The sequence below is a fragment of the Pseudomonas sp. YuFO20 genome, from assembly GCF_035064975.1.
Classification (GTDB): Bacteria; Pseudomonadota; Gammaproteobacteria; order Pseudomonadales; family Pseudomonadaceae; genus Aquipseudomonas; species Aquipseudomonas putida_AE.
Genome location: NZ_JAXDEO010000068.1, coordinates 1 through 25,865, shown reverse-complemented (window position 1 = coordinate 25,865; position 25,865 = coordinate 1). Strand labels below are relative to the sequence as shown.

Sequence of the window (25,865 nt, the reverse complement as noted above, 5' to 3'; positions counted from 1 at the left end):
CCGGCGAAGGCGTTCTCAAGTACGCCTTCGCCGGCAAGCCGGCTCCTACAGGTTCGATGTCCGGCAAGGGTCTTGTGTAGGCCAGCGCCCTACATTTCATAAACAAAATTCGCGTCCAGCCCCCGGAAATACCCGGTTGCAAGCCATTACATCCCCACCTAACATCGATGCTCTACGGGTACAGCGGAGCTGTCCAACCCAACCCGCATTCAAGGAACCAGAATGTCCCAACGCATCCATCGCAGCATCGACCTGCCCCTTCGAACCGGCCTCAACCGCGACGAACTGTGGGAAGACCACGACAAAGGCCTGATCAAATGCTGGGAAGTCGGCCGCCAGCGTGCCACCCGCTTCCCCGACCTCGCCCGACAATGCCTCGCCGGTGAGCTGCCGGTGCTGGGCTGGAAAGGTGGCGTCAGCCGCAGCCTGAAAAAACTGGAAAAATACGGCTCCCTCAAATACCTGGCGCAGTGGCAGGGTCTGCGCGGGGAGGATCTGGATGTGAATCTGGGCGAAGAACGGGTGCTGACCTGTGCGCGAACCGGGATGGTGGTGACGTTTACCCCGGATCGGGCGAAGTATTTTAATCAGGTCACAGAAGTGGAATCAATTGAGTGAGAGGCGCTCAGTCAAAAGTGGTGCCGAGCAGTGTCGTTACCGGTTCTGCTTCAGCGCTGACTGAAAAGCGCTCGCGATAAGCCTGCGGTGTTACCCCCATGGCACGCAGGAAGCTGCGGCGCAGGGTTTCTTCGCTGCCGAAGCCGCATTGCGCGGCCACCCGCTTGATTGGCACGCCGGTATCGCTGAGCAGGCGTCGTGCGGTTTCGACGCGGATCAGCTCGATGGCCCGGGCCGGGGTCTGGCCGGTGTCGGCGCGGTAGTGACGGACGAAGCTGCGTTCGCTCATGCCGGCCTGCAGGGCCAGGCTCGGGATGCCGAGGTCTTTGCTGAGGTTTTCACTGATCCAGGCGTGAAGTTCATCGAAGCGGTTGCCTTCTTTCTGCAAAGACAGGGTCACGCTGAATTGCGACTGGCCGCCCGGGCGTTTCAGGAACACCACCAGTTGCCGGGCGACTTCCAGGGCCATGGTCCGACCGAGGTCGGCTTCGACCATCGCCAACGCCAGGTCGATGCCGGCGGTTACGCCGGCCGAGGTCCAGACCGGGCCGTCGTTGATGAAGATCGGATTGGGCTCGACCTGCAATTGCGGGTGTTGCTGCGCCAACTGTTCGCAACGGGTCCAGTGGGTGACAACACGCCGGCCATCGAGCCAGCCGCTGGCTGCCAGCAGGAACGCCCCGGTGCACACCGATGCCACGCGCCGGCAGTGCGCCGCGTGCTCACGCACCCAATGGACAAGTGAGGGCTCCTGCGCCGCCGCATAGACGCCCCAACCCCCGGCGATGATCAGCGTATCGCTGCCCTCCTCGGGCAAAGGCTCGGCCAGCAACGCCAGGCCCGCTGACGACATCACCGCCCCGCCGCCGCTGCTTATCACCGATGGCGCATAAGGGGGTGGCGAACCCTGCTGGCGGGCGATGTCGTTGGCCGACGCAAACACCTGCAACGGCCCGGTGACATCGAGCACTTGCACATTGGCGAACGCGAGCACGTGAATGGTTTTCGGCATGTTGGCGTAATTCGTGGGGTGATTGGCGTGTACGCCAAATCCTAGGCGCCTACAGTGAAGGCGTCCACCCACTCCAGGAGAAAAACACCATGACCTTGCAGATCGGTTTTCTGTTGTTTCCACAGGTGCAGCAACTCGACCTGACCGGCCCGTATGACGTGCTGGCCTCGCTGCCGGACGTGAAGGTGCATCTGATCTGGAAGGACCTGATGCCCATCACCGCCAGTACCGGCCTGATGCTCAAGCCGACCGTGACCTTCGACGATTGCCCGGCGCTGGATGTGATCTGCGTGCCCGGTGGCAGCGGAGTCGGGCCGTTGATGGAAGATGAGCAAACACTGGCGTTCATCAAGGCCCAGGCTGCCAACGCGCGGTACGTGACGTCGGTCTGCACCGGTGCGCTGGTGCTGGGTGCGGCGGGCCTGCTTCAAGGCAAACGGGCCACCACACATTGGGCGTATCACGAACTGCTGGCGCCGTTGGGAGCAATTGCGGTGAAGGATCGGGTGGTGCGCGACGGCAATCTGCTGACCGGTGGCGGGATCACCGCAGGCATCGATTTCGCCCTGACCCTGGCCGCAGAACTGTTCGACCGGGACACGGCAGAGCTGGTGCAATTGCAACTGGAATACGCGCCTGCGCCGCCCTTTCAGGCCGGTAGCCCGGAAACCGCGCCCGCCAGGGTGCTGGAGGAAGCTCGCGCACGTGCCGCTGCGTCATTGCAACTGCGCGCGCAAATCACCGAGCGTGCGGCGGCGAAACTCGACCGGCAATGAAATACCGGCTGCGGTTCACGCAGCCCGTATTTTTCTGACGCCCATAAAAAAACCCGCCGAAGCGGGTTCTTCCAAGACCATTACAACTCCCTGTCGTCAGCATCCCTTGCAAATGGCCGATCATCCGTGATCCTGAGCACTTCCTGTGCATCAGTGGATGGGGCCAGAATACGCATCGGATCCAATTTTTAACAGACGACATAGTTGTTTCCGCGTGTAAGACATTCGCTATAGATGCACTTGCAAATCTCTCCGACCGGTTATAACCGTCACTCGCCCGCACGTTCCCGGGCCTTGGCGTTTTCGGCGAGGAATTGCTCGAGACGGTTCAATTGCTCCTCCCAGCCACGGCTGTCCATGTAATACGCCTCCTTCTGGCGTACATCGGGAATGTGCGCGAAACCTGACTCGGACACCTTGAGCAAGGTACCGCCTTCGTAGTCTTGCAGTTCGAACTTGACCAGCGTGGTGGGCTCCTGGGAGTAGTCGATTTTCGGGTTCACCGCATAGGGGTGCCAGCGAAAGGAAAACAATTGCTGCGGCTCGACCCGCTCGACCAGCACGTTCCACAACACGTGTTCATAACCGGGATACGTAACCTGCCCCTGCGTCCACTCGCCGGCAATGAAACGCCGGCCTTCGAGCGCAACGCCGAACCACTGACCGAACGCCTCGGCATCGACCAAGGCGCGCCATACAAGCGCGCGTGGCGACTTGAGCATGATTTTGCGTTCAAAACTGTTGGGTACTGGTTTCATACGTCACCTCCTGTAATGAACAACAGTAGGCCTGTAAGACCACATGTCCAGCCCGAAAGTTGTATCAATCGGGCGTCAGTTGTCGAAATCGCCGTCTTTGCGTCGCTACACTGGCGCAAATTCCCCTGTTACAGCGAGCCTATTGCATGTACTCACGTTTCCTTCTGGCACTCACGCCTTTGCTGTTAATCACCCAGGCCCAGGCCGTGGACTGCGACAACGCCAGCGACCAGGCGACGATGAACCAGTGTGCCGCACAGCAGCATGCGGCGGTAGACAAGGAGTTGAATGCGCTTTACCAGCAGATCACCACGCGTTTGAAGGGCAACCCCGACGGCAAGAAACTGCTGGTGGGGGCGCAGCGTTCGTGGATTGCGTTTCGCGATGCCGAGTGCAAGTTTTCGGCGTCCGGGGTGGAGGGTGGGAGTGTTTATCCGCTGATCTACGGCAATTGCGTGACCGAGTTGACCAGGGCGCGGGTGGAGACGTTCAAGACCTACCTGAAGTGCCCGGAGGGGGATTTGGGGTGTCCGGTGCCGGGGGTCTGATTTTGTAGTGTTTTTGAGGGCCTATTCGCGAGCAAGCCCGCTCCCACATTTGATCGCGTTCTTTCTGGAAGAACTCGGTCCAGTGTGGGAGCGGGCTTGCTCGCGAAGGCGTCAGTTCAGACGCCGCAATTACCGCACAAAAATCTGCGCCGTGGTAATCGCCATATCCCCACCCGGCAACTTGATGCTGCCCACCTGTTTCAGGCTGTCGGCATCGAAGATCGCCACATCGTTGAACGTCCCGGCCAGGTAGATCTTGCTCCCGTCCTTGTTGAAGGAAATGCAGTAGTAGGAGTGATCGAGCGTCGCCGCCTGGAGCATTTTCTTCTCCTTGATGTCGTATTTGGCCAGGCGGTTGAGCACACCGAACATCAGGTTGGGATCTTTTGGCGAGCGCATGCCGCTGAAGTAGATTTCCGTCAGGGGCCCGAAGTCGGTGGTTTCGGTCTTGCCGGTCTTCAGGTCGACACTGAACAGGCCGTACAGGTATTCGGCGGTGGCCGGGTCCTGCTGCTTGTCCTTGAATTTCGCCGCGGTGTAGAGCAGCGAGAAGTCATGCCGGTAGGTCTGCTGGTTCCACACGTAGAGCACGTCCGGCGCGCTGTAGTTCGCGCGTTTCCAGTGACGGCTGGGGATCAGCACGTCGAACTTGCCGGTCTGCACATTGACCTTGTAGACATCCGCCCCGGCCACGTACAGCGTGCCGTCGTCACCGCTCTGCATGATGGTCAGCTGGCGTGGCGCCGGGAAGCTGCGCACGGGTTTGGCGTCCAGGCCAGCGTCGGTCTTGTACACATCGAGCCGAGGCTGCTGCACTTCGTAGCGATCGTTCATCATCAACGTCGGGTTGGCGACGGTGTACAGCTCTTTGCCGTCGTGGCTGACCGTGAAGGCGAACATGGACTTGGCCTTCTCACCCGGTTTCTGGGTGATGCTGGCGTGGAACACCTGCTTGCAGTTGTCCAGCTCGACGCCGTAGACATCCGCGTAATGGTTGTTCAGCACGTAGGCGGTCTTGCGGTCCGGCGCCAACTGCACGGAGCCGGGGCCGAAGGCGTCCGGCAGCTTGCAGGTCTTGTACAGGGTGTCGCTGGCCAGGTCGATCACGTGCAGGTTGTTCGGGTAATTGGTGGTCACCATGTATTCGTGACCGACTTGCAGCGCGGTGTTTTCATCGGCCAGGACCGTGAGCGAAGCGGCGCTCAGGACGGCGAAAGCGGCCAGGCCGCAGGCTTTGATGCTGTGCATGCTGGAATCCTTCTTCTTGTACGCTGCTTTCAAGGGCATCACTTGTCTTTGGGGAAGACAGTGCCGAGGTTGCGCCAGTTGTCGTTGGACGCCTGGGCATCCTTGTTCCAGTCCGGGTAGGTGCTCATCATGTCCGGCACCTGGGCCGGCCACCAGCAGGGATCGGAGCAGCCATACAGGTCGGCTTCCATTGGCTGGCACAACGACGACACACCGCCAAACGCATCGATCTCCCAACCCGGGTCGGTGGTCGAGGCGCAACCCGCCACCGAGCTCATCGCCACCACTTCTTCGATGCGGTTTTCATCTGCGGCCTGATCCAGCTTCAACGCTTTGTTATTGATTGCCTTGAGATGTTTCATATCAGTGAGCCTTGCGCGGAGTGATGTAGCTGCTGATGAACGCAGGGTTGTGAGCCATGATCCGGGTGTAGACCTCGATACCGAAGTCGACCCAGTCACGCATCAGTTCGCAATAGTGATAGGTCGGGTGGGTCGGGTCGCCGTAGCGGGCGTAGCTCTCGTGGTAGCAGCCGCCGGAGCACAGGTTGCGGATCTGGCAGTCTTCGCAGCCGGTGTTGGTGCGGTCCAGGCGTTGCGAGAGGAAGTCGTTCAACTCCACCTGTTTCACGCCGCTGTGGACGTTGCCGAAGGTCGGCAGGCTCGAACCGGTAAAGCGGTGGCACAGGTTCAATTCACCCTTGTGATCCACCGCCAGCATCTTCAGGCCCGCGCCGCAGGGCAGCGCCTTTTTGTGACCTTCGTGGATGTCGGTGATCAACTGGTGCAGGTTGGAGAAACCGATGTTGCGGTGCTCCAGCGCCGCTTCCAGGTAACGCCGACCGAGGCGTTTCATGCTGGCGAAGACTTCGATCAGCTCGTCGCTGGTGAGGTTGAAGCTGCTGATATCGCCCGACGTCACCGGGGCAAAGCCGACTTCGGCGAAACCCAGCTCGTTGAACAGGTGATCCCAGATGGTTTCGACGTCGGTGACGCCGGTGGTCAGGGTCACCCGCGCGCCCACCGGACGGCTGTTGTAGCGAGAAAGCAGCATTTCGGCCTTGCGCCGCACCACGTCATAGGTGCCCTGCCCGCCCACGGTGATGCGGTTGCGGTCGTGCACGGTTTTCGGCCCGTCGATGCTGACGGACAGCCCGAAGCGGTGGGCATTGAGGTAGTCCACGGTGTCTTCGGTGAGCAGCGTGGCGTTGGTGGTCATGACGAACTCGACGAACTTGCCGGCTTCGCGAAAACGCTTCTCACAGTAATCGACCATGTACTCGATGAGCTTGCGATTGCTCAGCGGTTCGCCGCCGAAGAACACAACCGTAAACCGCTCTTCGTCCGGGGATTCGCGTAGCAGCATTTCCACCGAGGCGATCGCCGTTTCGACCTCCATTTTCTTGCCCGCCGAGGGCTTGTCGAGGTCTTCCTTGTAGCAGTAGGTGCAGCTCAGGTTGCAGCCGGTGTTGACGTTGAGCACCACGGTATTGATCGCCGTGCGCTCGACGCGTTTGGCGGCGATGTCCGGTGTCAGCGGCGAGCCGTCGCTGACCAGTTCCAGGGCCATCAGCTCGCGCAGGGTCTCGGTGATTTCCTCGCCGTTGAAGCGCGCGGCCAGGCGCTGGATCAAGTCGTCCGAAGAACAGCCCGGGCCGCGCAGGGTATCGATGATGGTGCCCGTCAGCTCATCGCTGGCGAACAGCGAACTGCTGGGGATGTGAAACAGCATGCGGTCGGCATCCACCAGCACTTCGTGCAGGTTGCGTTCGACCAGATTCAAGATAGCGCCCATTGCAAACCTCCTGTGCAAGCCCCGGTTGCGGGGCCTGCGATCATTCCGAAAAAGTGTCTGAATCGCTGACGATCAGACCAACTCAGGGAATGGGTGGATTGTTCCAGCGTTGCACGGTGACGATCATGTGGCCTTCGCCGGTCAGGGATTGCCCTGCATCGTCGACGGCGGCGATCACCTTGAGGTTGCCGGCATTGTTGGTGGACATCTTGCGCGCCGGGTTCGGCCCGGCATCGCCCGGGGTGAACACGCCCGTGTCGGCATGCATGGTGCCGGCGAACTTGACGTCTTCGTCTTCCTTGGCGCGGTCGTCGAAGGCTTCGACCTTCCACTGCGCCGGGAACACGCCGATGCGATACGGCTTGCCGTCGGCGCCCTTGCCCCAGGCCTCGGCATCGAAACGGCCCTGGACTTTCGGCGTCGAACCACCGCCCTCGCCGATCCGTGCCACCGAGAATTCCGGCACCACCTTGACCTCGGCGATCTTGCTGTACACCGACAGGCTCGGGCCTTTCAGCGTACCGACGCTGACCGCGCGCAGGCCCGGCTGGGCATTGGCCGCTGCCTTGAGCTTGACCTTGATCTGCTCCGGACTCTGCGAGACGACTTCGAGCACTTCCACGCCTTTGCCGAAGTTCGGCTTGCCGGTCAGGCCGCTGCCGATCAGGGTCACTTCGGTTTCGCTGCCGGCCTTCACATAACCCGGCTGCACCGCCAGCAAACGCTGGCTGCCCTGCTTGGCGGCGACGAAGTCCAGCCCGCGTTCATCGTGCTCGGCTTCGAACATGCGGCCCTGCATCGCATTGCCCTGGGCGGCGAACACCTGGCGCATGGTCACGCCATCGATGCTGACGTTGCCGCGCCATTCGTAGCCGGTGTAGAGAATCGCGCTGCCCTCGCCGTTGAACGGCGTGCCGTCGGCGTATTGGCCCTTGACGCTGACCTTGAAGGTGTCGCTGCCGTCGGCGGATACACTCATTACACCGGCCAGTTCGCCTTTGCCCGGCAAGTGTCCGCTGAAGCTCCAGTCACCCACCAGCGCCTCGCTTTTCGGCACCGTGCTCAGCCATTTTTTCCAGGCCGGGTTGTCCAGCGCATAACGCTTGGCCAACAGCGGCACCATCTCTTTACGGGCGATATCGAACCAGTCGCGGTCGCGGGACAACGCCTGATATTCCAGCGACGGCCACTGGCCGAGGTGGAAGTTCACCAGGCGTTCCCATTCCTGTGCGGGACGGCGTTGCAGGGCGACCCGCGCACCGGAGTGGCAGCGGCCGCACATTTGGCTGGTCTGGTCGTCGAACTTTTCGACGGTGTTGAGCCGGCGCTCCATGGCATAACGCACGCCGTCGGTCTCGCTCGGCGCCAGACCCTGGGTGTCGGCCAGGTACTTGACCAGCGTGCGACGGTCTTCATCGCTGATCTGCAGACCGTGCATGGTCTGCATCCGCGCGATGCTCATCAGCCAGCCTTCCGGCGTCTTGCGCTGATGGCTGATGCGGCTCAGGGCGTTATCGGCTTCGGGGGTGTGACAGCCCTGGCAGGTTTCCTTGAGGATGGTCTGGGCGTCGCGGGCTGCCAGGCTGTGAGGCGAATGCAGCGCTAGACAAGCCGCTACGGCCAGCAGGCTGGCGCTCATGCCTGAACGGAGTTTTCTCTTCATCAACGTCGAACCTCGCACGGTGCTTTCTTATTTTTGTGGCTTATCGTTTTCTGGGTTTCTGCCGCCGGCGGTGAGCCGCTGACGGGGGCAGGAGAAACGTCTGGGATGAGCAATACACGGAGCGTGCCAGCTTGTGAATATCCAGCCAAATCAATTACTTGTTGGTAAAGACCAAGGTTTTTCCAGGGGTGTCATCCGCGTTACACGTTTAAATTCGCGACAACTGTTTCACTCTGAGACAAGCATAGCCCTCTGTAGGAGCTGGCTTGCCAGCGAAGGCGGCCTGAAAATAAAAGGTGATCTCAAGGGCCTCTTCGCTGGCAAGCCAGCTCCTACAGGGCGTGGTGTTTCCGGTGTCTCACGCAGTCGCAATCTGCGACGTTTGTCGACGTCATGGCGATCCGGGAAACAGCTGCCAAACCCGTCAAATCGGGCTCTCGTTGCAAAAAACCATAACTGGCACAGCCATTGCGAAAGACCTCGCCACACGAACAAGACGAGGTTTCATCATGTCGCTTCCCAACCTGCTTCCCGCCACTTCGGCCTTCATCCAGCGCGCCCCGCGCATGCTCATCAAGGGCGACTGGGTCGAGGCCGCCGATGGCCAGACCATGCCCCTGCACAACCCGGCCACCGGCGAAGTGCTGTGCGTGGTGCCGCGCGCCACGCCGGAAGATGTCGACCGCGCCGTGCTCGCCGCCCGCCAGGCGTTCGATGATTCGGCCTGGACCCGCACTCGCCCCCGGGAGCGGCAGAACCTGTTGTGGAAACTGGCCGACCTGATGCAGCGCGATGCCGAGCTGCTGGCGCAGCTGGAGTGCCTGAACAACGGCAAGAGCGCGGCAGTGGCGCAGGTGATGGACGTGCAGCTGGCCATCGATTTCCTGCGCTACATGGCCGGGTGGGCGACCAAGATCGAAGGCTCCACGGTGGATGTGTCGGCGCCGCTGATGCCCAACGACCAGTTCCACAGCTTCATCCGTCGCGAAGCGGTGGGCGTGGTCGGCGCCATCGTCGCCTGGAACTTCCCGCTGCTGCTGGCCTGCTGGAAACTCGGCCCGGCCCTGGCCACCGGCTGCACCGTGGTGCTCAAGCCCGCCGACGAAACCCCGCTCACTGCGCTGAAACTCGCCGAGCTCGTGCTGGAAGCGGGTTACCCCGAGGGCGTGTTCAACGTGGTCACCGGCACCGGCATCACCGCAGGCTCCGCCCTGACCCACAACCCGCTGGTGGACAAGCTGACCTTCACCGGCTCCACTGCCGTGGGCAAACAGATCGGCAAGATCGCCATGGATTCCATGACCCGGGTGACCCTGGAACTGGGCGGCAAATCGCCGACCATCGTCATGGCTGATGCCGACCTGCACACCGCCGCAGCCGGTGCCGCCAGCGCGATCTTCTTCAACCAGGGCCAGGTCTGCTGCGCAGGCTCGCGCCTGTATGTGCAGCGCAAGCATTTCGACAATGTGGTGGCGGACATCGCCGGCATCGCCAACGCCATGAAGCTCGGCAATGGCCTGGACCCGAGCGTCGACATGGGCCCGCTGATCTCGGCACGTCAGCAGGAGCGCGTCTACGGTTACATCGAAAAGGGCCGCGAAAGCGGTGCGACCATCGCCTGCGGTGGCGAGCAGTTCGGCCCGGGCTTTTTCGTCAAGCCGACGGTGATCGTCGATGTCGATCAAAAACATTCGCTGGTGCAGGAAGAAATCTTCGGCCCGGTGCTGGTGGCGATTCCCTTCGACGACGAAGCCGATGCGCTGCGCATGGCCAATGACAGCCCTTACGGGCTGGGCGCGAGCATCTGGTCCAATGACCTGGCGGCGGTGCACCGGATGATCCCGCGGATCAAGTCCGGCTCAGTGTGGGTCAACTGCCACAGCGCCCTGGACCCGGCGCTGCCCTTTGGGGGGTACAAGATGTCGGGGGTCGGGCGCGAGATGGGGTATGCGGCGATCGAGCATTACACTGAGTTGAAGTCGGTGTTGATCAAGCTCTAATCGGCGGCGCCCTCACGGCCGCCATCGCCAGCAGGCTAGCTCCCACAGGGGATTTGTGATCGACACAAAACTACTGTGGGAGCTAGCCTGCTGGCGATAGGGCCAGGCCAGCCAATTGCAAGGGTCAGGGTTTGTATCCCTGAGCCAACAACCACCCCCGAACCATTCTCCCCTGCTCCACAGTCAAACCTGCCAGTGCCTGCTCAGCCGGCTCACTCCACAACCGCCGCACCAACGGCGCCAACTCCACCCCCTGCACATGCCAGATCCCCAACGGCTGGTCCGCCGTGATCACCACCTCGGCCTCATCGACAAACCCATCCTTCAACACCGGCGCCCGCTCAATCCGCAACGCACTGAAATCCGCCTCGACATGGGCCACCTCGGCATCCGGCCATTGTCGCCGCGCCTGCCAGAATGGCTGGTCAAGCCAGCGCTGCTCATCGGCATAAAAATCCCGGCCAATGCGCGCAAACCGCAGGAACAACTGCTCCACCCGCTGCTGGTGAAACCGCTGGGCCAGGCCCGCCCGCTCAGGTTTGCGCAACAAGGTGTTGATCACCGTCGGTGCCTGCAACGCCGAGGACAGGGATTGAAAGATACCGTTGCCCGACAGCGGGTCCACCGCCATCGCCGCATCACCGACCCGAATCCAGTGCTCGCCGCACACCTGTGGGCTGAGGATCGCCGTGCTGCTGCGGGCATGCAGTTGCAGGTCGGCCTCTGGCTCGGCGCCGAAAAAAGCCCGGGCCACTGCCGATGCCCGCCGCCGTTGCCGGCAGTATTCAAGCAGCTGCGCCTTACCTGGCAACCCGGCACTGGCCACGTCCACCGTCCATTGCCAGTAGCATTGACCGTCGTCCCGTCGCGCCATCCAGGCCCAGCCGTCGGCGAGGCTTTCCACGGCGCTGGCGGTCGTGCCCGGTGCGCCTTGCCAGCGATTGAGCAGGCTGACCGTCTCCGGCCCGCGCAAGCCTTTGCCCAGGGCCGGCGCCTGGCGCCCGCGCGCTTCCACGAGAAAATCCGCGTCCAGTGCTTCACGCCCTTCGACCTGGATCTGATGCCCCGAGGACGATGACAACACGCCGAGCACCCGACCTTCGATCAGGTCCACGCCCGCCTCGCGCAAGTCTTCGCGCAAGCCCCGGTCGAAGGCCGGGCGGTCGAGCAAGAATTCGATGTTTTGCGCATGCTGCTGGCCGTTCCAGTTCACCTGGCGTTGCGAAGGCAGTGTCGCCTGCGCCAAGGCCTGCTGCAGGCCGGCGCCGCGCAAGGCTTCCAGCACCCGCACGGAAACCCCCTCCAGCGCGGCAAAACGGCGCCACTCGCAGACCAGCGTCACCGGATATCCCAGTCGGCGCAAGCCCAGCGCCACCGCCGCACCGGCCGGGCCGGCACCCAGCACCACAATCGTACTCATGGGCCGCGACGCCGTTCGGGGCCACGGTAATGGGCGTTGTCCCGCAGGCACTGGACGATCTGTTCGTTGCTCGCCCCGGGATGCTCGACCAGGAAAGCGGCAATATGCCCGCTTAACGCCGCGCAGCCGAGGCTCGCCCCCGATTGCCCGGGATAGGTGCCGTGCACGCAAGCACCGAAATCCGCCTGGGCACTGTCAAGCCATGACCATTGCAATTCGGTGCATCGCGCATCGCCGGTCACGCGCAGCACCTGCGGATAATTCGCCGGAAACACCCCTTCGCCCTGGGCCGGGCTGGACGCGCACAGCAGCACGCCCCGCGCCACCGCCGCCGCGCAGGCGTTGCGCAGCAGGCTGCGATCCTGGCGCAGGCCCAGGCTCAGGTTGATCAAGCGCACGTCCTGCGCCACCAGCCAGTCGATGGCCGTGGCGATCTGCAAGGCGCTGGTCACCCCGCGCTGGTCGAACACTTGCGCAACGCAGAACAGCGCCGAGGGTGCACGCCGGCCGATGGCTTCGATCACCGCGCTGCCATGGCCCAGCGGATCGTCACGTAAATCGCTTTCGGCCAGCCCGTCCTCCACCAGGGAAAAACGCCGGCCGGCGACCACTTGCACTCGTTGCGCCGCCGAGTGACCGCTGTCTACCACGCCAATGCACAGCTCAGGCCTCATGCAGCACCGTTTTCGACACCAGCACGCCATCGAGCAATTCAAAGCGCAGGTCGGCATCGGCCAGGGTCGAGGGGCGATGGCTGATGAGGATGCGCGTACGCCCGGCAAACAGCCGGTCGATGGCTTCGATCACTTCGCGCTCGGTGGCTTCGTCCACCGCCGAAGTGGCTTCGTCGAGCACCAGGATCAGCGGGTCCTGCAACAAGGCGCGGGCAATGGCGATGCGTTGTTTTTGCCCGCCGGACAACTGCTGGCCGCGCTCCCCCAACGGACTGTCAAGGCCCTCGGGCAAGGTCGCGATCAGGCTGTCGAGTTGCGCCAGCCGCGCCACTTCGGCAATCGCTTCACGGCTGGCATCCGGCACGGCGTAGGCCAGGTTGTCGGCGAGGCTGCCGCGAAACAGCACGATGTCCTGGCTGACCACGGCAATGCGCCGACGCAATTCGAACAGGTCGAGTTCGCGTACATCCACCTCCCCCAGCAATACCCGGCCGGACTGTGGATCGTGATGGCGTTGCAGCAGGTCGATCAGCGTGGATTTACCGACGCCTGAGCCTCCGCTCAGGGCGACTTTCAACCCATAGGGAATGCACGCTTCGATGCCGCGCAAGGTCGTCGTCCGACCGGGATGACTGAAATGCACATCGTCGAATCGCAGATCGCCCGAAGTCGGCATCGACCGGGGCGCAACGGGAGTGAGCACCGTGGGTTGCTCGCCACGCAGTTCCATCACCCGCCCGAGGCTGACGGTCATCCGCTGCACCGCCACATACAGCCCGAGCAAACTCTGCACCGGTCCCACGGCCATGCCCAGGTAGGTTGAAAAGGCGATCAATGCACCCAACTGCCAGGTGCCCTGCACCACCCAATAACCGCCGATCAGGAACGCACAGGCCCGCGACAGCGAGGTCAGCGTACCCGGCACGGCCTGGGTGAAAAACTCGGTGACCTGCAGGCGCAGCAACTGGCTCATGTAACCCTGGCCCAGACTTTCAAGACGCCGAGCTTCGCGCTGCTGCTGGCCGGCGGACTGGATGAACTTCATCACCGGCAGCGTCTCGACCATGAACGACGACATGTCCGCCGAGCGTTCGCGCAACTGCCGCACATCGCGCTCGACCTTGCGCCGCATCCAGCGCAGCCAGAGCACGTCGAGGGGAATCAGCACCAGCGCCAGCAGCGACAGCTTCCACGACAGGGTCAGCAGCATCGCCACGGCCACCACCAGGCCGATCACGCTCGACACCGCCGAGAACAACGAATCCACGGCAAAGCGCTGGATCTCCGCCACGTCGCCATCCAGGCGCGACATCAGGTCGCCGATGCGCCGCTGGCCGTAGAAGCTCGGCGACAGGGTCTGCAAATGCCGGTACAGGTCATCGCGCAGGGCAAACAGCATGCGCCCGGACAAGCGCGTGTGCAGGTACCGGTTGATCCCGGACAACGCCGTGCCCAGCAAGCCGGCGACGATCATCAGCCCGGCGATCAGCACCAGCATCGGGAAGTTGCGCGCCAGCAGGCCATCGTCGATCAGCAGCTTGGTCAGCCACGGCTGCACCAGCACCAGCGCCGAGGCACACACCGACAGGCCCAACAGCCCGGCGATCGCCAGGCGGTGCGGGCGCACGAAGCTGTACAGCCAGCGCAACGCGGCTTGCAAAGCCTCGGGATTCTGGCTGTCGATCAGCCGCACGATCAGGCGCTGCATCACGAGCGCAACTGTTTGAGCTTGCGATACAGGGTCGCGCGACTGATGCCCAGGGCGTCGGCAGCCGCTGAGACGTTGCCCTGATGGCTGTCCAGGGACTGGCGGATCATCTCCAGTTCGTTTTCACGGATGCTGCCGGCCTGGGGCCGTTCGCTGGCGTTGAGGTCGTCGAGCATGCTGTCGGGCAAATGATCGAGGGTGAGCACCGTGTCCCCGGGTTCGCGCATGGCCAGCGCGGTGCGCAGGACCATCTCCAGTTGGCGGATGTTGCCCGGCCAGTGATAGCCCTCGAGCAAGCGGTTCAAGTCGTCGTGCAGGACCATGTTCGGCGCGTCGAGCCTGGCCAGCAGACGGCCTACCAGTGCGCTGAAATCCTCGCGCTCGCGCAGCGCCGGGAGCATCACGCTGATGCCGTTGACCCGGTAGAACAGGTCCTCGCGAAAGTGTTTGTCTTCCACCAGGCGCTTGAGGTCGCGGTGGGTGGCGCAGATCAGCGCGACGTCGATGTCCTGCTCTTCGCCGGCGCCCAATGGCGCGACCTTGCGGTCCTGCAGCACGCGCAGCAGACGGGCCTGCAAGGCCAGCGGCATGTCACCGATTTCATCGAGGAACAAGGTGCCGCCGTGGGCCTGTTGCAGCCGCCCGACCATGCCGCCCCGGCGCGAACCGGTGAACGCACCCTCGCGGTAGCCGAACAGTTCCGACTCGATCAGGCCTTCGGGGATCGCCGCGCAGTTGACCGCGACGAAAGGTTTGTCGCAGCGGCTGCCGGCCATGTGCAGGGCACGGGCGATGACTTCCTTGCCGGTGCCGGTTTCACCCAGCAGCAACACCGGCAACTGGTTGGCCAGGCCTTGACGGGCCATGCGCAGGGCACGGGCATAACGGGCATTGCTGCCGGCCAGGGATTCCAGGTCGGGCTGGTTTTTCGCAGGTTTGGCGACGGTGCGTGGCGAGCTGCCGACGTTGATCGAGCGTTGCGGCGCGCGCAGGGTCTTGTAGAAGAATTCACCCTTGGCGGTCTGCAGACTGCCGACGCCGCCCTGATGCAGGCGTGCCAGCAATTGAAGGCCATCGACCCCGAGGAACTCTTCGCAGCGCCGACCGACCAGCGCCGAGCGTTCGGCATGCAACAACTGGCAGGCCTGGGCGCTGACCGCGAGGATCTGCCCGCCCAGGCTCACCGCCAGCAGGCCCTGCCACGGCGATTCGAGGTATTGGCGGCGACTATGGAAAGCCAGGACGATTTCGTCCGGATAGCTTGAGTTGAAGACCCGGCTCTCGATCTGGCTGACGGCCATGGCCAGCAGCGCGGTGCTGTCGTGGGCTCGGCCCAGCGGGCCTTCGCGGGTCAGGTCGAGCACGCCGAGGATGTCGCCCTGGGGGCAATGGATCGGCACCGAGGTGCAGGAAAAATCACTGAGGCGATCCAGGTAATGTTCGCCGCAATCGATCAGGGTTGGCCGGGCCTCCACCAGGGCGGTGCCGAGGGCGTTAGTGCCGCGCGCGGCTTCGCTCCAGCAGGCGCCGAGGGTGATGTCCTGCAGGCCACTGCCCTTGAGGCGGTCGGCGCGGCCTTCAACGGCGAGGATGGTGGCGTCGGAGTTGGCGAGGATGATCAGCCCTTCCTTGCCCTGGCGTTCGGCCAGGTAATCGATCGCCGGCAACGCCGCATCGATCAGCAGGCGATTGCTCGCCAGCAACACATCGACGCTGGCACTCGATTCCAGCGCCAGCTCATGCTTGGCATTGAAATGCACACCATGGCTGAGGCTGCGCCGCCACGAAGCATCGATCTCCGCGCGCAGGACACCGTCCGGGACTTCGCCTTCCAGATGCAGTTTTTCCCGGGCCAGCCGGGCTTCACGATGCAGCTTGGGGGAGTTTGTTTTTATTAGCGTCATCAAGCGCTCCGGGTCGTCCGCCCTGCGCCTTCATACGTCGGCGCCCTGCCGCAATCTTTACGTTAACGTCAGGGCGATGGCAAGTGCCTTACGGCGCTTGTGTTCCGGCAGGTGGATCGTGTCATCGTTCTTCGCGAGCAAGCCCGCTCCCACACTTGACCGAGTTGGACCACAGGTTTGTGATCGACGCTGAACAATGTGGGAGCGGGCTTGCTCGCGAAGGCAATAGACCGGACAGCAAAAATTTCAAAGCTGCCAAACCTCAGGGCTCACAAAAAACGCCCGCGCATTATCCTCCAGACTCTCCAGGTGATACCCCCCCTCCTGCACGATCAAACACGGCAATCCCAGGCTGCGAATCCGCTCGCCGAGCACCGCAAACCCTTGCCGAGTCACCGCCACCTTGCTCTGCGGATCCAGCTCGAAAATATCGAACCCCAAGGACAACACCAACACCTCGGCACCGAACTCCGTCACCGCTTCCAGAGCTACATCCAGCTGCTCGAGGAAGTCGGCCTCGCTAGCCCCATGGGCCATCGGCAAGTTGAGGTTGAACCCCTCGCCCGCTCCGACGCCACGCTCATCGGCAAAACCCGCAACCCCCGGATAAAAATTGGTCGGATCGCCATGCACCGAGACATACAGCACGTCATCGCGATCATAGAAGATCTCTTGGATGCCCTGGCCGTGGTGCATGTCGGTGTCGAGCACCGCCACCCGCGCAAAACCACCACGCAACACCTGGGCCGCCACCGAGGCGTTGTTCAGGTAACAGAAACCGCCCGCCGCTTCGGCCCGGGCATGGTGCCCCGGTGGACGGCACAAGGCATAGGCCGCCGGTTCGCCATCGAGCAGGGCCTGGGCGCCGGCGACTGCGCTTTGCGCCGACCAGTAGGCCGAACGCCAAGTCTGCTCGCCCACTGGGCAACTGCCGTCGGCCAGGTAGCGCGCGGCTTGCGCGAGCACCCCGCGCAAGGCGTTGGGCTCACGCACGAAGATGTTCGACATCACCTCGTCGCCCCAATCCTCGGGGATCTCCTTCCAGCGCTGGTGGGCTTCCTGGAGGAACGCCAGGTAGGGTGCACCGTGTACTGCCAGTAGCGGATCGAGCCCGGCATCAACGGGCTGTTCGACCTTGAAACCCAATGCCTTTGATGCCTGCACCAGGCGCTGGGCGCGCTCGGGTACTTCCTGGGGGGTGCGCATCTGGCCACGGGAGTAGTAGCTGCGTGGATGGTGGAGCAATTGTTCGGGGTGGAAAAAACTGCGCATGGGATAAATTCCTGTCAGCGATCTTCAATCAGGGCGAGTACTTCTGTAGGAGCAAGCTTGCTCGCGATGAGGCCCGCACATTCAATATTGATGGCGACTGATCTACCGCTATCGCGAGCAAGCTTGCTCCTACAGGGGACTGCGTTTACTCAGCGATTTGCGCGCGGGCCAGCACGGCGTTGAGCAGCACATCAGTGCCCTGGCGCACATCTTCGGGCAACACATCTTCCGCTTCGTTATGGCTCAGGCCACCCACACACGGAATGAACACCATGGCCGTCGGGCAGAACCGCGCCAGGTGAATCGCGTCGTGCCCGGCACCGCTGACGATCGATTGCTGGGCGTAGCCCAGGGCATCCACCGCCTGCTGCACGGCCGCCACGCAATCGGCATCGAACGGCGTGGCCGGGCTGATCCAGTGTGGGGTAATGGTCAGGTTCAAACCGCGACCGTCGGCGATCGCCTGCAGTCGCGCACGAACCTGTTGCTCCATGGCCTCGATGGCTTCGTCGCGGTGATGACGCAGGTCGACCGTAAAGTTGACCAGCCCCGCAATGGTGTTGCGCGAGGACTTGTTGATGCTCAACTCGCCCACCGTGGTCAGGCCTTCGGGGGCGAAATCGGCAGCCAGGCCTTCGATGGCCTGGATCATCCGCGCCACGCCGTTCAAGGCGTCCTTGCGCAGGGGCATGGGCGTCGTACCGGCGTGGGCGGCCATGCCTTCGACGCGCACGTCGAGCCAGCGGATCGCCTGGCCGCCGCTGACTACGCCGATGCTATTCGCGTTGTCCTCGAGGATCGGCCCCTGTTCGATATGCGCTTCAAAGTACGCATCCACCGCACCGCCCAACGGACGATCGCCCGCGTATCCCGTGCGCTGCAGCTCTTGTGCGACGCTGATGCCATCGGCATCGCGCACCGCCAGCGCCGCGTCCAGCGACATGATGCCGGTGAATACCGCCGAGCCGAACATCGCCGGGGTGAAGCGCGCGCCTTCTTCGTTGGTCCACACCGCCACTTCCAGCGGCTTGCGGGTCTGGATCCCCAGATCATTGAGGCAGCGCACCACTTCCAGGCCGGCGAGCACGCCGTACACGCCATCGAACCGGCCGCCTTCGGGCTGGGTGTCAAGGTGGCTGCCCATCATCACCGGTGCGGCATCGGGATCGGTACCGGCGCGGCGGGCGAACAGGTTGCCGATGGCATCCACGCTCAGGGTCATGCCAGCTTCACGGCACCAGTGGGCAAACAGTTCGCGACCGGCCTTGTCTTCGTCGCTCAAGGCCAGGCGGCAGCTGCCGCCACGGGCGGTGGCACCGATTTCGGCCATCGCCATCAGACTCGCCCAGAGGCGTTCGCCATTAATCTTCAACATAAATCACTCCAGGAAAATGCAAAACGACGCTTTGTAGGAGCCGGCTTGCCGGCGAAGAGGCCTTCAAGACATGCATCGATCTTTCGACCGTCTTCGCCGGCAAGCCGGCTCCTACAGTTCGGTTCGGCGTCAGGCGTTGGCCATTTCCACGCGTTCAGCACTGGCATGGCGACGGGCAAGGGACAGGACACAGATCAAGGACGTTGCGGCGATCAGGCTGTAGAACACCGCCATCGGCCACCATTGGCCGGCGAACTTGTGCGCCAGCATCGTGCCGATCAGCGGCGTCAAACCACCCGCCACGGCCCCGCAAATCTGGTACGCCAGGGAGATCGCGGTGTAGCGCACCCGGGTCTCGAACATTCCGCTGACGTACCCTGCGATCACGGCATAAAACGACGCCATGCACACCACCGCCAGGGCAATGCCGAGGATGATCAGCGGCGCCTGGGCCGAACTCACCAACACGAACATCGGGTAAGGCGAGGCCATGGCCAGCAGCGATACCAGGCACAGGAAGCGGGTCGCGCCGATCTTCTCGGCGACCCACGCCGCCAGGGGTTGAATACAGAACTGGATCATCGCGACGACGAACAGGCACTCCAGGATCAACGAGCGCGGCAGCTCAAGTTGTTGGGTGGTGTAGGCGATCATGAAGGTATTGGTGAAATACACCCCGGCGATGCCCAATGTGTTGGCACCGATGCACAACAGCAGCGGCCGCCAGGCGGTGCGCAGCACTTCCATGACCGGCGCCTGTTCCTTGCGTTGGCTTTTGCTGGCCTGCTCGCGGCTGGCGAGAAACTCCGGCGACTCGTTCACGCCCAGGCGAATCGCCAGGCCCACCAGCAACAACAGCGAACTGGCGAGGAACGGCAAGCGCCAGCCCCAGCTCATCAGGTCTTCTTCCGGCAAACGGGTGACCGCGCTGAAGGCCAGCAGCGACAGGATCAAACCCGCCGGGCTGCCCAGTTGCGCGAACGAGGCAAAGAAATTGCGTCGGCCCTTGGGCGCATGCTCGCCGGCCATCAACACCGCCCCGCCCCACTCGCCACCGACGGCAATGCCCTGGACGATGCGCAACAGAATCAACAGTACCGGTGCCGCTGCGCCGATCTGCGCGTAGGTCGGCAGCAAGCCGATGCACACCGTGACCACGCCCATCATCAGCAAGGTGATGATCAGCGATTTCTTGCGGCCGATGCGGTCGCCGATATGCCCGAAGACAATCCCACCCAACGGCCGCGCAAAGAAACCCACGGCGAAGGTGCCGAACGCGGCCATGGTGCTGAACAGTTTGTCGTCGGAGGGAAAGAACAGCGCACCGAACACCAGCGCGGCGGCGGTGGCGTAGATGTAAAAGTCGTACCACTCGATCATGGTGCCGATAAAGGCTGCGGCAGCCGCACGGCGCGGCTGGGACGAAGCGGGAGGCTTCATGGGGGCGGACTCCTTTGTTTATATTTTTGGCAGGAGATAAACGAACAATCAGCGGCGCTCTGGCGGCGCCGGTCTGGTGATGATTTTTCGTCCGCGGGCGATGATTAGTCAATTTTCTATTTGTTATTTTAATTATAAACCACGTTTATAATTTGGGATTGCCGTGTCAGAGTGTGACTCGCTGGACAAGGTGCAGATCACGCTCAGCTGCTTCCAAATGTGGCCCCCGCATGGCCCGTCCTCTGTCATCAACTGCTAAATCACTGTCGCTCAATGAGAAGCAGACACCCCGCGCCTGGCGATACTGGTTGGCTCATCGAACAGTGACGCGACACGTCTAGACCGATGCCTTTGTGCCCTGATGGGGCTATCGGTTGCATCTCAAAAAAACAATCAAAGAGAGCGCAGAATGAAGTTCAGTTTTGTCGATAACAGCAAACCCACCCGACGGCGCGTTTTGCGCGATGCCTTGACCCTGGCTGTGGCCGCCTCCCCCTTGACCAGCCTCGCCCGGGCAGCCGACGAAAACGTCGAGGAAGTGACATTCGCGGCGGGCCCGCGGCCGCTGGTGCAATACCCGCAAAAACGCCCGCTGACCCTGGTGACCACCCGCCCACCGCACCTGGAGACGCCCTTCGCGGTCTTCAACGAAGGGCCGATCACCCCCAATGACGCTTTTTTCGTGCGTTACCACCTGGCCAATTTCCCCACCAGCATCGATCCGGACAGCTACCGGCTGACGGTCAAGGGTGCGGTCGACACCGTGTTGTCGCTGTCCCTTGCAGAGCTCAAGGCGCTGGCGGAGCCGGTGGAAGTGGTGGCCGTCAATCAATGCTCGGGCAACAGCCGCGGCTTCTCGATGCCGCGGGTGTTCGGCGCGCAGTTGGGCAATGGCTCAATGGGCAATGCACGCTGGGTGGGTGTGCCGCTCAAGGCTGTGTTGGAAAAAGCGGGGGTGAAGGCCGAGGCCAAACAAGTGACCTTCCGCGGCCTCGACAAACCGGTACTGCCAAGCACACCGGAGTTCATCAAGGCCCTGGACATCAGCCATGCCATGGACGGTGAGCCGATGATCGCCTGGTCGATGAACGGCACCGACCTGCCCTTCCTCAACGGTTATCCGATCCGCCTGGTGGTGCCCGGTTATTTCGGCACCTACTGGGTCAAGCACCTGAGCGAGATCGAAGTCGTCGACCATACCTACGACGGTTTCTTCATGGCCAAGGGTTACCGGGTTCCGGACAACGATTGTTTCTGCATCGCCCCCGGCACCACCCCGGCGCAAACCAAGCCGATCTCCAAACTGCCGGTGCGCAGCTTCATCACCAGCGTTAAACAGGGCGATGTGTTGCCGCTGAAAAAAAACGTGCTGCTCAAGGGCATCGCGTTCGACGGCGGTGCCGGAGTGAACAAGGTCGAACTGTCCATCGACGGTGGAAAAACGTGGCGTCAAGCCACGCTTGGCCAGGACCTTGGCCGTTTCTCCTTCCGCGAGTGGACGCTGGCGATCACCTTTAGCAGCAAGGGCGCGACACAGCTGATGGTGCGCGCCAGCAACCGCGCAGGCGAGACCCAACCGCTGCAAGCCGACTGGAACCCTGCGGGCTACCGCCGCCACGTCGTCGAAACCAGCCACGTGACCGTCGCCTGAGGAGAGCCGGATGAAACCCATGAAAATCATGACCCGCTGGCTGTGCGCGGCGCACATTTGCCTGGCTGGCATCGCCAACGCAGCGCCACTGACGATCACCTTGCCGGCGGAAACGGCGGCGTTGAAGCCCAGTACGCTGCCTGGTTACGCGCTTGCCCAGCAGAAGTGCTCCACCTGCCATTCCGCCGACTACATCAACTTCCAGCCCCCGGGCATGAGCCTGGCGCAGTGGACGGCGGAAGCGGGCAAGATGCAGCACGTGTACGGTGCTCCGATCAGCGATCAGGACGTGACCATCATCGGCGCCTACCTGGCGGCCACCTACGGCAGTGCCAAGGCGAGCGATGCCGATGTACAGGCGGCCTCGAACCCGTCGGCGGGCCAACCAGCGCCAGCCCCTATGGCAAAAGTCGACGCCACGACCTTGCTGCAGAACAACGCCTGCCTGTCCTGCCACGCCATCGATCACAAGGTCGTCGGCCCGGCTTATCACGATGTGGCGGCCCGGTACGCCAATGACCCGCAGGCCCTGGCCAAGCTGACGTCGAGCATTCAGCACGGCGGTAGCGGTAAATGGGGGGATATCCCGATGCCGCCTTTCGCGCAGTTGAGCGCGGACGATCTGCACAGCCTGGCGACGTTCATCCTGAAGCAGTGAGCCCATTGTGGCCTGGAGTGGTTTGAGCATGCAGGGCCAAGTCGATCCACTGAGCATGGATCGACTTGAGCTGCGGCCGGCGGCATGCGGTCAGCTGATGCCTTGGCCCATGAGCTTTTCTGCGCCGCCAGGCGAACGATGTTAGGATCTGGCCCATTGCGGGGTGACTTGCCCTTTCATGTTTTTACTTTCCGTGAACACCTATGGACCGCCTGCTCAATGACCGCTTGGACTGGAACCTGCTGCGCACCTTTCGGGTGATCGGCCAGGAGCTGAGCATCAGCCGCGCGGCCGCCCGCCTGCACCTGACACAGCCGGCGGTGAGCCAGGCGCTCAAGCGCCTGGAGGAACAACTGGGGCGGCAACTGATCGCCCGGCGCGGGCCACGGTTTGCCCTGACCGAAGTCGGCGAGCAGATCTTCGAACTGGCCGGGGAAATCTACGGGCAGATGTCCCAGGTCAGCAGCGTGCTGGAACAACCGGCCGACGAAGTCATCGGCAAGGTGCGCCTGCTGATCATCAGCCGGATCTTCTCCGAGCGCTTCGATGACTTCCTCGCCGACTTTCATCGCCAGCACCCGCGGGTGGATCTGGAGGTCGAGGTGATGCGCAGTTCCGATATCGTCAGCGCCCTCCAGGAAAAAACCGCTACTCTGGGCCTGAGCCTCAACCGGCGCCCGCAGCCGCGCCTGGAACAGCGTCTCTTCCTGCGCCAGCGTTATGCGTTTTTTTGCGGCAAGCACCATGCGCTGTTCGGTCGACGTGACGTCGCCGAAGGGGATTTGCAGCGGGAGAATTTCGTCAGTTTCACCAGCGACCAGATTGGCGGCATGCTCTCGCCGTTGACGATCTTTCGCGACCAGCAGGGCTTCAGCGGACGCATCGTCGCCTCGTCACCAAGCCTGGAAGAAGTGCGGCGACTGGTGATCGCCGGCTTCGGTATCGGTTGCCTGCCCGAGCACGTAGTGGCGGCCGACGTCGACGCCGGATTGCTCTGGCGCCTGCCGCCCCATGAAGGGATTGCCGATGTGGACATCCATTTGCTGTGGAACCGCGAGCAGCGCATGAGCCGTGCCGAGACGATCTTTCTCGAAAGCCTGCAACAGCGACTGACCGACTGAGCTCATGATTTTCTGCGGATGATAGATCGCTTATACGTGAGGATCGCCCGGTGCCTTGCTCGGCACGGCGTATTGCGGCTTGAGGTGGCCGTCCTGATCGAGTAGCCAGGCGTCCATGATCTGCCGCACCACCGGACCGGCGACACGGCCACCGGCCTCGCCGTTTTCGATCATCACCGAAATCACGATTCGCGGATGTTCGGCCGGGGCAAATCCGACGAACAAGGCATTGTCGCGGTTGCGCTCGCGGGTCTTCGCGCGGTTGTAACGCTCGCCCTGCTTGATCGCCACCACTTGCGCGGTGCCGCTCTTGCCGGCGATCCGGTACTGCGCCCCCGCCGCTGCCGCCCGGGCGATCCCGCGGGCGTCGTGCATCACCATCTGCATGCCGTGGTTGACCTGCTCCCAGTCGCGCGGGTCCTTGAGCAGGATATTCGGCATCGGATGCTCGTCCACCGGCGCGACCCCGTCGACGGTCTTGGCCAGGTGCGGGCGGTTCCACACGCCTTTGTTGGCTATAAGCGCCGTGGCCTGCGCCAGTTGCAGCGGCGTGACCTGCATGTAGCCCTGGCCGATGCCGAGGATCACGGTTTCCCCAGGAAACCATGGCTGACGTCGCGTGGCGCGCTTCCAGGCCTGGGATGGCATCAAGCCGGGGGACTCTTCGAACATGTCCAGCGAGACCTTTTCCCCGAGGCCGAACATGGCCATGTAGTCGTGCAGTCGATCGATACCCAGCTTGTGCGCGAGGTCGTAGAAGTAGGTGTCGTTGGAGCGCATGATTGCCGCGTCCATGTCCACCCAACCGTCGCCGCTGTGGTTCCAGTTGCGGTACTTGTGGTCGAAGTCCGGGAGTTGGTAATAACCTGGATCGAAGACCCGGGTCTGCGGCGTGACGATGCCGGCGTCGAGCCCGGCAATCGCGACTTCCGGCTTGATGGTCGAGCCCGGCGCGTAGAGCCCGCGCAGCACACGGTTGAACAGCGGTCGATCGATGGAGTCGCGTAGCGCCGAGTATTCCTTGGAGCTGATACCGGTGACGAACAGGTTCGGATCGAAACTCGGGTTGCTGACCATGGCGAGCACTTCACCGGTCGAGGGATCCAGCGCGACCACGGAGCCACGACGATCGCCCAGGGCGTGCTCGGCGGCCTCCTGCAGCTTGACGTCCAGGCTCAGGACGATGTTTTCACCGGGCACCGGATCGGTGTGCTTGAGCACGCGCAACACGCGGCCCTGGGCATTGGTCTCGACTTCCTCGTAACCGACATGGCCGTGCAGTTGCGACTCGTAGAATTTTTCGACCCCTGTCTTGCCGATGGACTGGGTACCTCGATACTCGACGGTATCCAGGACCTTGGACTCTTTCTCGTTGATCCGTCCGACGTAGCCGACTGAATGCGCGAAGTGCTCGGCCAACGGATAGTGCCGCACGAACTGCGGCTCGACATCGAGGCCCGGCAAACGGAACTCGTTGACCGCCAGTACCGCGATCTGCTCCTCGGTCAGTTCATAGAACAAGGTCACCGGCACGAACGGATGCCGTGCCTGTTTCATCGCCTTGTCGAACTGCGTGCGGTCTTCGGCAGGCAGGTGCAGCAGGCTGATCACTTCGTCCAGTTCCTGATTGACATCGGATGCGCGTTCGCGAGTGATGGTCAGGTTGTAGCTGGGCCGGTTGTCCGCCAGGACCACGCCGTTGCGGTCATAGATCATGCCCCGGGTAGGCGTGATCGGCAGCACGTGGACACGGTTGTTTTCGGAGATCGTCGAGTGATAGTCGAATTCCACCACCTGCAGTACGTACAGGCGCACCACCAGTGCACAGGTGATGGCGACGACGAACAAGGCACAGGCCATCAGTCTCTTGTTGACCAGGCGCGTCTCTTTTTCGTGGTCTTTTATCGGAATCGGTTGGGGCATTTCTGTAGCAACTCTGAAAAGAAAATGCCGATCCCTGGGCTTGAAACAGTCCGTTAAAAAAACGAGCTGCACCATAACAAAAACTGCCGGGTCACTTTCGTGTCATTTTCTTTATGTTGGGCCGCGGAAAGCCGCCCGGAGCAACCGGCATCATGCAGGAAAAACGCGCACAAAAACAAAACCCCTACCTGCATGCGCAGATAGGGGTTTCGGAATTTAATCTTGACGATGACCTACTCTCACATGGGGAAACCCCACACTACCATCGGCGATGCATCGTTTCACTTCTGAGTTCGGGATGG

21 protein-coding genes and 1 rRNA gene are annotated in these 25,865 nt (G+C 62.6%); 7 read left to right on the top strand and 15 right to left on the bottom strand.

The genetic code is table 11. The annotated features are described in order from the left end of the window. Nucleotides 1–222: 222 nt before the first annotated feature. The gene (locus SOP85_RS27015) at nt 223–618 is read left to right on the top strand and encodes a hypothetical protein (RefSeq protein ID WP_323628831.1); all 396 of its coding nucleotides are present in this window, start codon (nt 223–225) and stop codon (nt 616–618) included. Nucleotides 619–625: 7 nt separating this feature from the next. On the opposite strand, the gene SOP85_RS27010 is transcribed toward SOP85_RS27015, so the two are convergent. Then, nucleotides 626–1,630 (bottom strand): GlxA family transcriptional regulator, encoded by a 1,005-nt coding sequence (locus tag SOP85_RS27010; RefSeq protein WP_323628830.1) that lies wholly within the window; start codon nt 1,628–1,630, stop codon nt 626–628. Between the two features lie 89 nt (nt 1,631–1,719). Here SOP85_RS27010 and inhA point away from each other — a divergent pair, with 89 nt between their 5' ends. After that, nucleotides 1,720–2,406, top strand: coding sequence for an isonitrile hydratase (inhA, locus tag SOP85_RS27005; RefSeq protein ID WP_323628829.1), 687 nt, complete (start codon nt 1,720–1,722; stop codon nt 2,404–2,406). 269 nt (nt 2,407–2,675) lie between these two features. Here the strand turns inward: inhA and SOP85_RS27000 are convergent, their stop codons facing one another. Continuing rightward, nucleotides 2,676–3,164: an SRPBCC family protein gene (locus SOP85_RS27000; RefSeq protein WP_274078009.1), complete on the bottom strand. Its 489-nt coding sequence runs from the start codon at nt 3,162–3,164 to the stop codon at nt 2,676–2,678. A gap of 146 nt (nt 3,165–3,310) precedes the next feature. Here SOP85_RS27000 and SOP85_RS26995 point away from each other — a divergent pair, with 146 nt between their 5' ends. After that, nucleotides 3,311–3,712, top strand: a complete 402-nt coding sequence (locus tag SOP85_RS26995) for a lysozyme inhibitor LprI family protein (protein WP_323628828.1) — start codon at nt 3,311–3,313, stop codon at nt 3,710–3,712. Between the two features lie 129 nt (nt 3,713–3,841). Here SOP85_RS26995 and peaD read toward each other — a convergent pair whose 3' ends face one another. The 4 genes from peaD to peaA all read right to left on the bottom strand — a co-directional run bounded on the left by peaD (nt 3,842) and on the right by peaA (nt 8,417). After that, nucleotides 3,842–4,960: a quinohemoprotein amine dehydrogenase subunit beta gene (peaD, locus tag SOP85_RS26990; RefSeq protein WP_274078011.1), complete on the bottom strand. Its 1,119-nt coding sequence runs from the start codon at nt 4,958–4,960 to the stop codon at nt 3,842–3,844. Between the two features lie 38 nt (nt 4,961–4,998). Then, nucleotides 4,999–5,322 carry a quinohemoprotein amine dehydrogenase subunit gamma gene (gene qhpC / locus SOP85_RS26985; protein WP_008016081.1) on the bottom strand — a complete coding sequence of 108 codons (324 nt, stop codon included), beginning with the start codon at nt 5,320–5,322 and terminating at the stop codon, nt 4,999–5,001. A gap of 1 nt (nt 5,323) precedes the next feature. Continuing rightward, nucleotides 5,324–6,754: a quinohemoprotein amine dehydrogenase maturation protein gene (gene peaB / locus SOP85_RS26980; RefSeq protein WP_323628827.1), complete on the bottom strand. Its 1,431-nt coding sequence runs from the start codon at nt 6,752–6,754 to the stop codon at nt 5,324–5,326. A gap of 82 nt (nt 6,755–6,836) precedes the next feature. Continuing rightward, on the bottom strand, nt 6,837–8,417 hold the full coding sequence (peaA, locus tag SOP85_RS26975; protein WP_323628826.1) for a quinohemoprotein amine dehydrogenase subunit alpha: 1,581 nt from the start codon (nt 8,415–8,417) through the stop codon (nt 6,837–6,839). Nucleotides 8,418–8,926: 509 nt separating this feature from the next. Between peaA and SOP85_RS26970 the strand changes: the two genes are divergently transcribed. Then, nucleotides 8,927–10,417 (top strand): aldehyde dehydrogenase family protein, encoded by a 1,491-nt coding sequence (locus SOP85_RS26970; RefSeq protein ID WP_323628825.1) that lies wholly within the window; start codon nt 8,927–8,929, stop codon nt 10,415–10,417. 124 nt (nt 10,418–10,541) lie between these two features. On the opposite strand, the gene qhpG is transcribed toward SOP85_RS26970, so the two are convergent. From qhpG to SOP85_RS26935, 7 genes are all read right to left on the bottom strand, one after another. Continuing rightward, nucleotides 10,542–11,837: a flavin-dependent monooxygenase QhpG gene (gene qhpG, locus SOP85_RS26965; protein ID WP_274078015.1), complete on the bottom strand. Its 1,296-nt coding sequence runs from the start codon at nt 11,835–11,837 to the stop codon at nt 10,542–10,544. Continuing rightward, on the bottom strand, nt 11,834–12,511 hold the full coding sequence (qhpE, locus tag SOP85_RS26960) for a subtilisin-like serine protease QhpE (protein ID WP_274078016.1): 678 nt from the start codon (nt 12,509–12,511) through the stop codon (nt 11,834–11,836). The genes qhpG and qhpE overlap by 4 nt, the downstream gene beginning before the upstream one ends. Further along, the gene (locus SOP85_RS26955; protein WP_323609316.1) at nt 12,501–14,219 is read right to left on the bottom strand and encodes an ABC transporter ATP-binding protein; all 1,719 of its coding nucleotides are present in this window, start codon (nt 14,217–14,219) and stop codon (nt 12,501–12,503) included. Before SOP85_RS26955 ends, qhpE begins: the two co-directional genes overlap by 11 nt. Next, nucleotides 14,219–16,123: a sigma-54-dependent Fis family transcriptional regulator gene (locus SOP85_RS26950; protein WP_323628824.1), complete on the bottom strand. Its 1,905-nt coding sequence runs from the start codon at nt 16,121–16,123 to the stop codon at nt 14,219–14,221. Before SOP85_RS26950 ends, SOP85_RS26955 begins: the two co-directional genes overlap by 1 nt. 246 nt (nt 16,124–16,369) lie before the next feature. Further along, nucleotides 16,370–17,395, bottom strand: coding sequence for a histone deacetylase family protein (locus SOP85_RS26945; protein ID WP_323628823.1), 1,026 nt, complete (start codon nt 17,393–17,395; stop codon nt 16,370–16,372). A 145-nt stretch (nt 17,396–17,540) separates the two neighbouring features. Continuing rightward, a complete protein-coding gene (locus SOP85_RS26940; RefSeq protein WP_323628822.1) occupies nt 17,541–18,770 on the bottom strand; it encodes a Zn-dependent hydrolase in 1,230 nt (409 codons plus the stop codon). Nucleotides 18,771–18,899: 129 nt separating this feature from the next. Then, entirely contained in the window at nt 18,900–20,210 is a 1,311-nt protein-coding gene (locus tag SOP85_RS26935) for an MFS transporter (RefSeq protein WP_323628821.1), read from the bottom strand. A gap of 409 nt (nt 20,211–20,619) precedes the next feature. On the opposite strand from SOP85_RS26935, the gene sorA reads away from it, so the two are divergent. The 3 genes from sorA (at nt 20,620) to SOP85_RS26920 (ending at nt 23,640) form a co-directional block, all read left to right on the top strand. Further along, on the top strand, nt 20,620–21,861 hold the full coding sequence (gene sorA / locus SOP85_RS26930) for a SorA family sulfite dehydrogenase catalytic subunit (RefSeq protein WP_323628820.1): 1,242 nt from the start codon (nt 20,620–20,622) through the stop codon (nt 21,859–21,861). A 10-nt stretch (nt 21,862–21,871) separates the two neighbouring features. After that, complete coding sequence (gene sorB / locus SOP85_RS26925; RefSeq protein ID WP_323628819.1) at nt 21,872–22,519, top strand: SorB family sulfite dehydrogenase c-type cytochrome subunit; 648 nt, start codon at nt 21,872–21,874, stop codon at nt 22,517–22,519. A 203-nt stretch (nt 22,520–22,722) separates the two neighbouring features. Next, on the top strand, nt 22,723–23,640 hold the full coding sequence (locus SOP85_RS26920) for a LysR family transcriptional regulator (RefSeq protein ID WP_323609325.1): 918 nt from the start codon (nt 22,723–22,725) through the stop codon (nt 23,638–23,640). Between the two features lie 30 nt (nt 23,641–23,670). On the opposite strand, the gene mrdA is transcribed toward SOP85_RS26920, so the two are convergent. Together mrdA and rrf are read right to left on the bottom strand one after the other, a co-directional pair. Then, entirely contained in the window at nt 23,671–25,563 is a 1,893-nt protein-coding gene (gene mrdA, locus SOP85_RS26915; RefSeq protein WP_323628817.1) for a penicillin-binding protein 2, read from the bottom strand. 220 nt (nt 25,564–25,783) lie between these two features. After that, nucleotides 25,784–25,865 (bottom strand): 5S ribosomal RNA (gene rrf, locus SOP85_RS31495); the annotation flags it as partial.

What these genes read in the sequence shown, in the direction of transcription:
- inhA (WP_323628829.1), top strand. Translation starts at nt 1,720, where the DNA reads ATGACCTTGCAGATCGGTTTTCTGTTGTTTCCACAGGTGCAGCAACTC.
- SOP85_RS26995 (WP_323628828.1), top strand. Translation starts at nt 3,311, where the DNA reads ATGTACTCACGTTTCCTTCTGGCACTCACGCCTTTGCTGTTAATCACC.
- sorA (WP_323628820.1), top strand. Translation starts at nt 20,620, where the DNA reads ATGAAGTTCAGTTTTGTCGATAACAGCAAACCCACCCGACGGCGCGTT.
- peaB (WP_323628827.1), bottom strand. Translation starts at nt 6,754, where the DNA reads ATGGGCGCTATCTTGAATCTGGTCGAACGCAACCTGCACGAAGTGCTG.
- qhpG (WP_274078015.1), bottom strand. Translation starts at nt 11,837, where the DNA reads ATGAGTACGATTGTGGTGCTGGGTGCCGGCCCGGCCGGTGCGGCGGTG.
- SOP85_RS26940 (WP_323628822.1), bottom strand. Translation starts at nt 18,770, where the DNA reads ATGTTGAAGATTAATGGCGAACGCCTCTGGGCGAGTCTGATGGCGATG.
- SOP85_RS26935 (WP_323628821.1), bottom strand. Translation starts at nt 20,210, where the DNA reads ATGAAGCCTCCCGCTTCGTCCCAGCCGCGCCGTGCGGCTGCCGCAGCC.
- peaA (WP_323628826.1), bottom strand. Translation starts at nt 8,417, where the DNA reads ATGAAGAGAAAACTCCGTTCAGGCATGAGCGCCAGCCTGCTGGCCGTA.
- qhpC (WP_008016081.1), bottom strand. Translation starts at nt 5,322, where the DNA reads ATGAAACATCTCAAGGCAATCAATAACAAAGCGTTGAAGCTGGATCAG.
- SOP85_RS26945 (WP_323628823.1), bottom strand. Translation starts at nt 17,395, where the DNA reads ATGCGCAGTTTTTTCCACCCCGAACAATTGCTCCACCATCCACGCAGC.
- sorB (WP_323628819.1), top strand. Translation starts at nt 21,872, where the DNA reads ATGAAACCCATGAAAATCATGACCCGCTGGCTGTGCGCGGCGCACATT.
- mrdA (WP_323628817.1), bottom strand. Translation starts at nt 25,563, where the DNA reads ATGCCCCAACCGATTCCGATAAAAGACCACGAAAAAGAGACGCGCCTG.
- SOP85_RS26955 (WP_323609316.1), bottom strand. Translation starts at nt 14,219, where the DNA reads ATGCAGCGCCTGATCGTGCGGCTGATCGACAGCCAGAATCCCGAGGCT.
- SOP85_RS26970 (WP_323628825.1), top strand. Translation starts at nt 8,927, where the DNA reads ATGTCGCTTCCCAACCTGCTTCCCGCCACTTCGGCCTTCATCCAGCGC.
- qhpE (WP_274078016.1), bottom strand. Translation starts at nt 12,511, where the DNA reads ATGAGGCCTGAGCTGTGCATTGGCGTGGTAGACAGCGGTCACTCGGCG.
- SOP85_RS26950 (WP_323628824.1), bottom strand. Translation starts at nt 16,123, where the DNA reads ATGACGCTAATAAAAACAAACTCCCCCAAGCTGCATCGTGAAGCCCGG.
- SOP85_RS26920 (WP_323609325.1), top strand. Translation starts at nt 22,723, where the DNA reads ATGGACCGCCTGCTCAATGACCGCTTGGACTGGAACCTGCTGCGCACC.
- peaD (WP_274078011.1), bottom strand. Translation starts at nt 4,960, where the DNA reads ATGCACAGCATCAAAGCCTGCGGCCTGGCCGCTTTCGCCGTCCTGAGC.
- SOP85_RS27015 (WP_323628831.1), top strand. Translation starts at nt 223, where the DNA reads ATGTCCCAACGCATCCATCGCAGCATCGACCTGCCCCTTCGAACCGGC.
- SOP85_RS27000 (WP_274078009.1), bottom strand. Translation starts at nt 3,164, where the DNA reads ATGAAACCAGTACCCAACAGTTTTGAACGCAAAATCATGCTCAAGTCG.
- SOP85_RS27010 (WP_323628830.1), bottom strand. Translation starts at nt 1,630, where the DNA reads ATGCCGAAAACCATTCACGTGCTCGCGTTCGCCAATGTGCAAGTGCTC.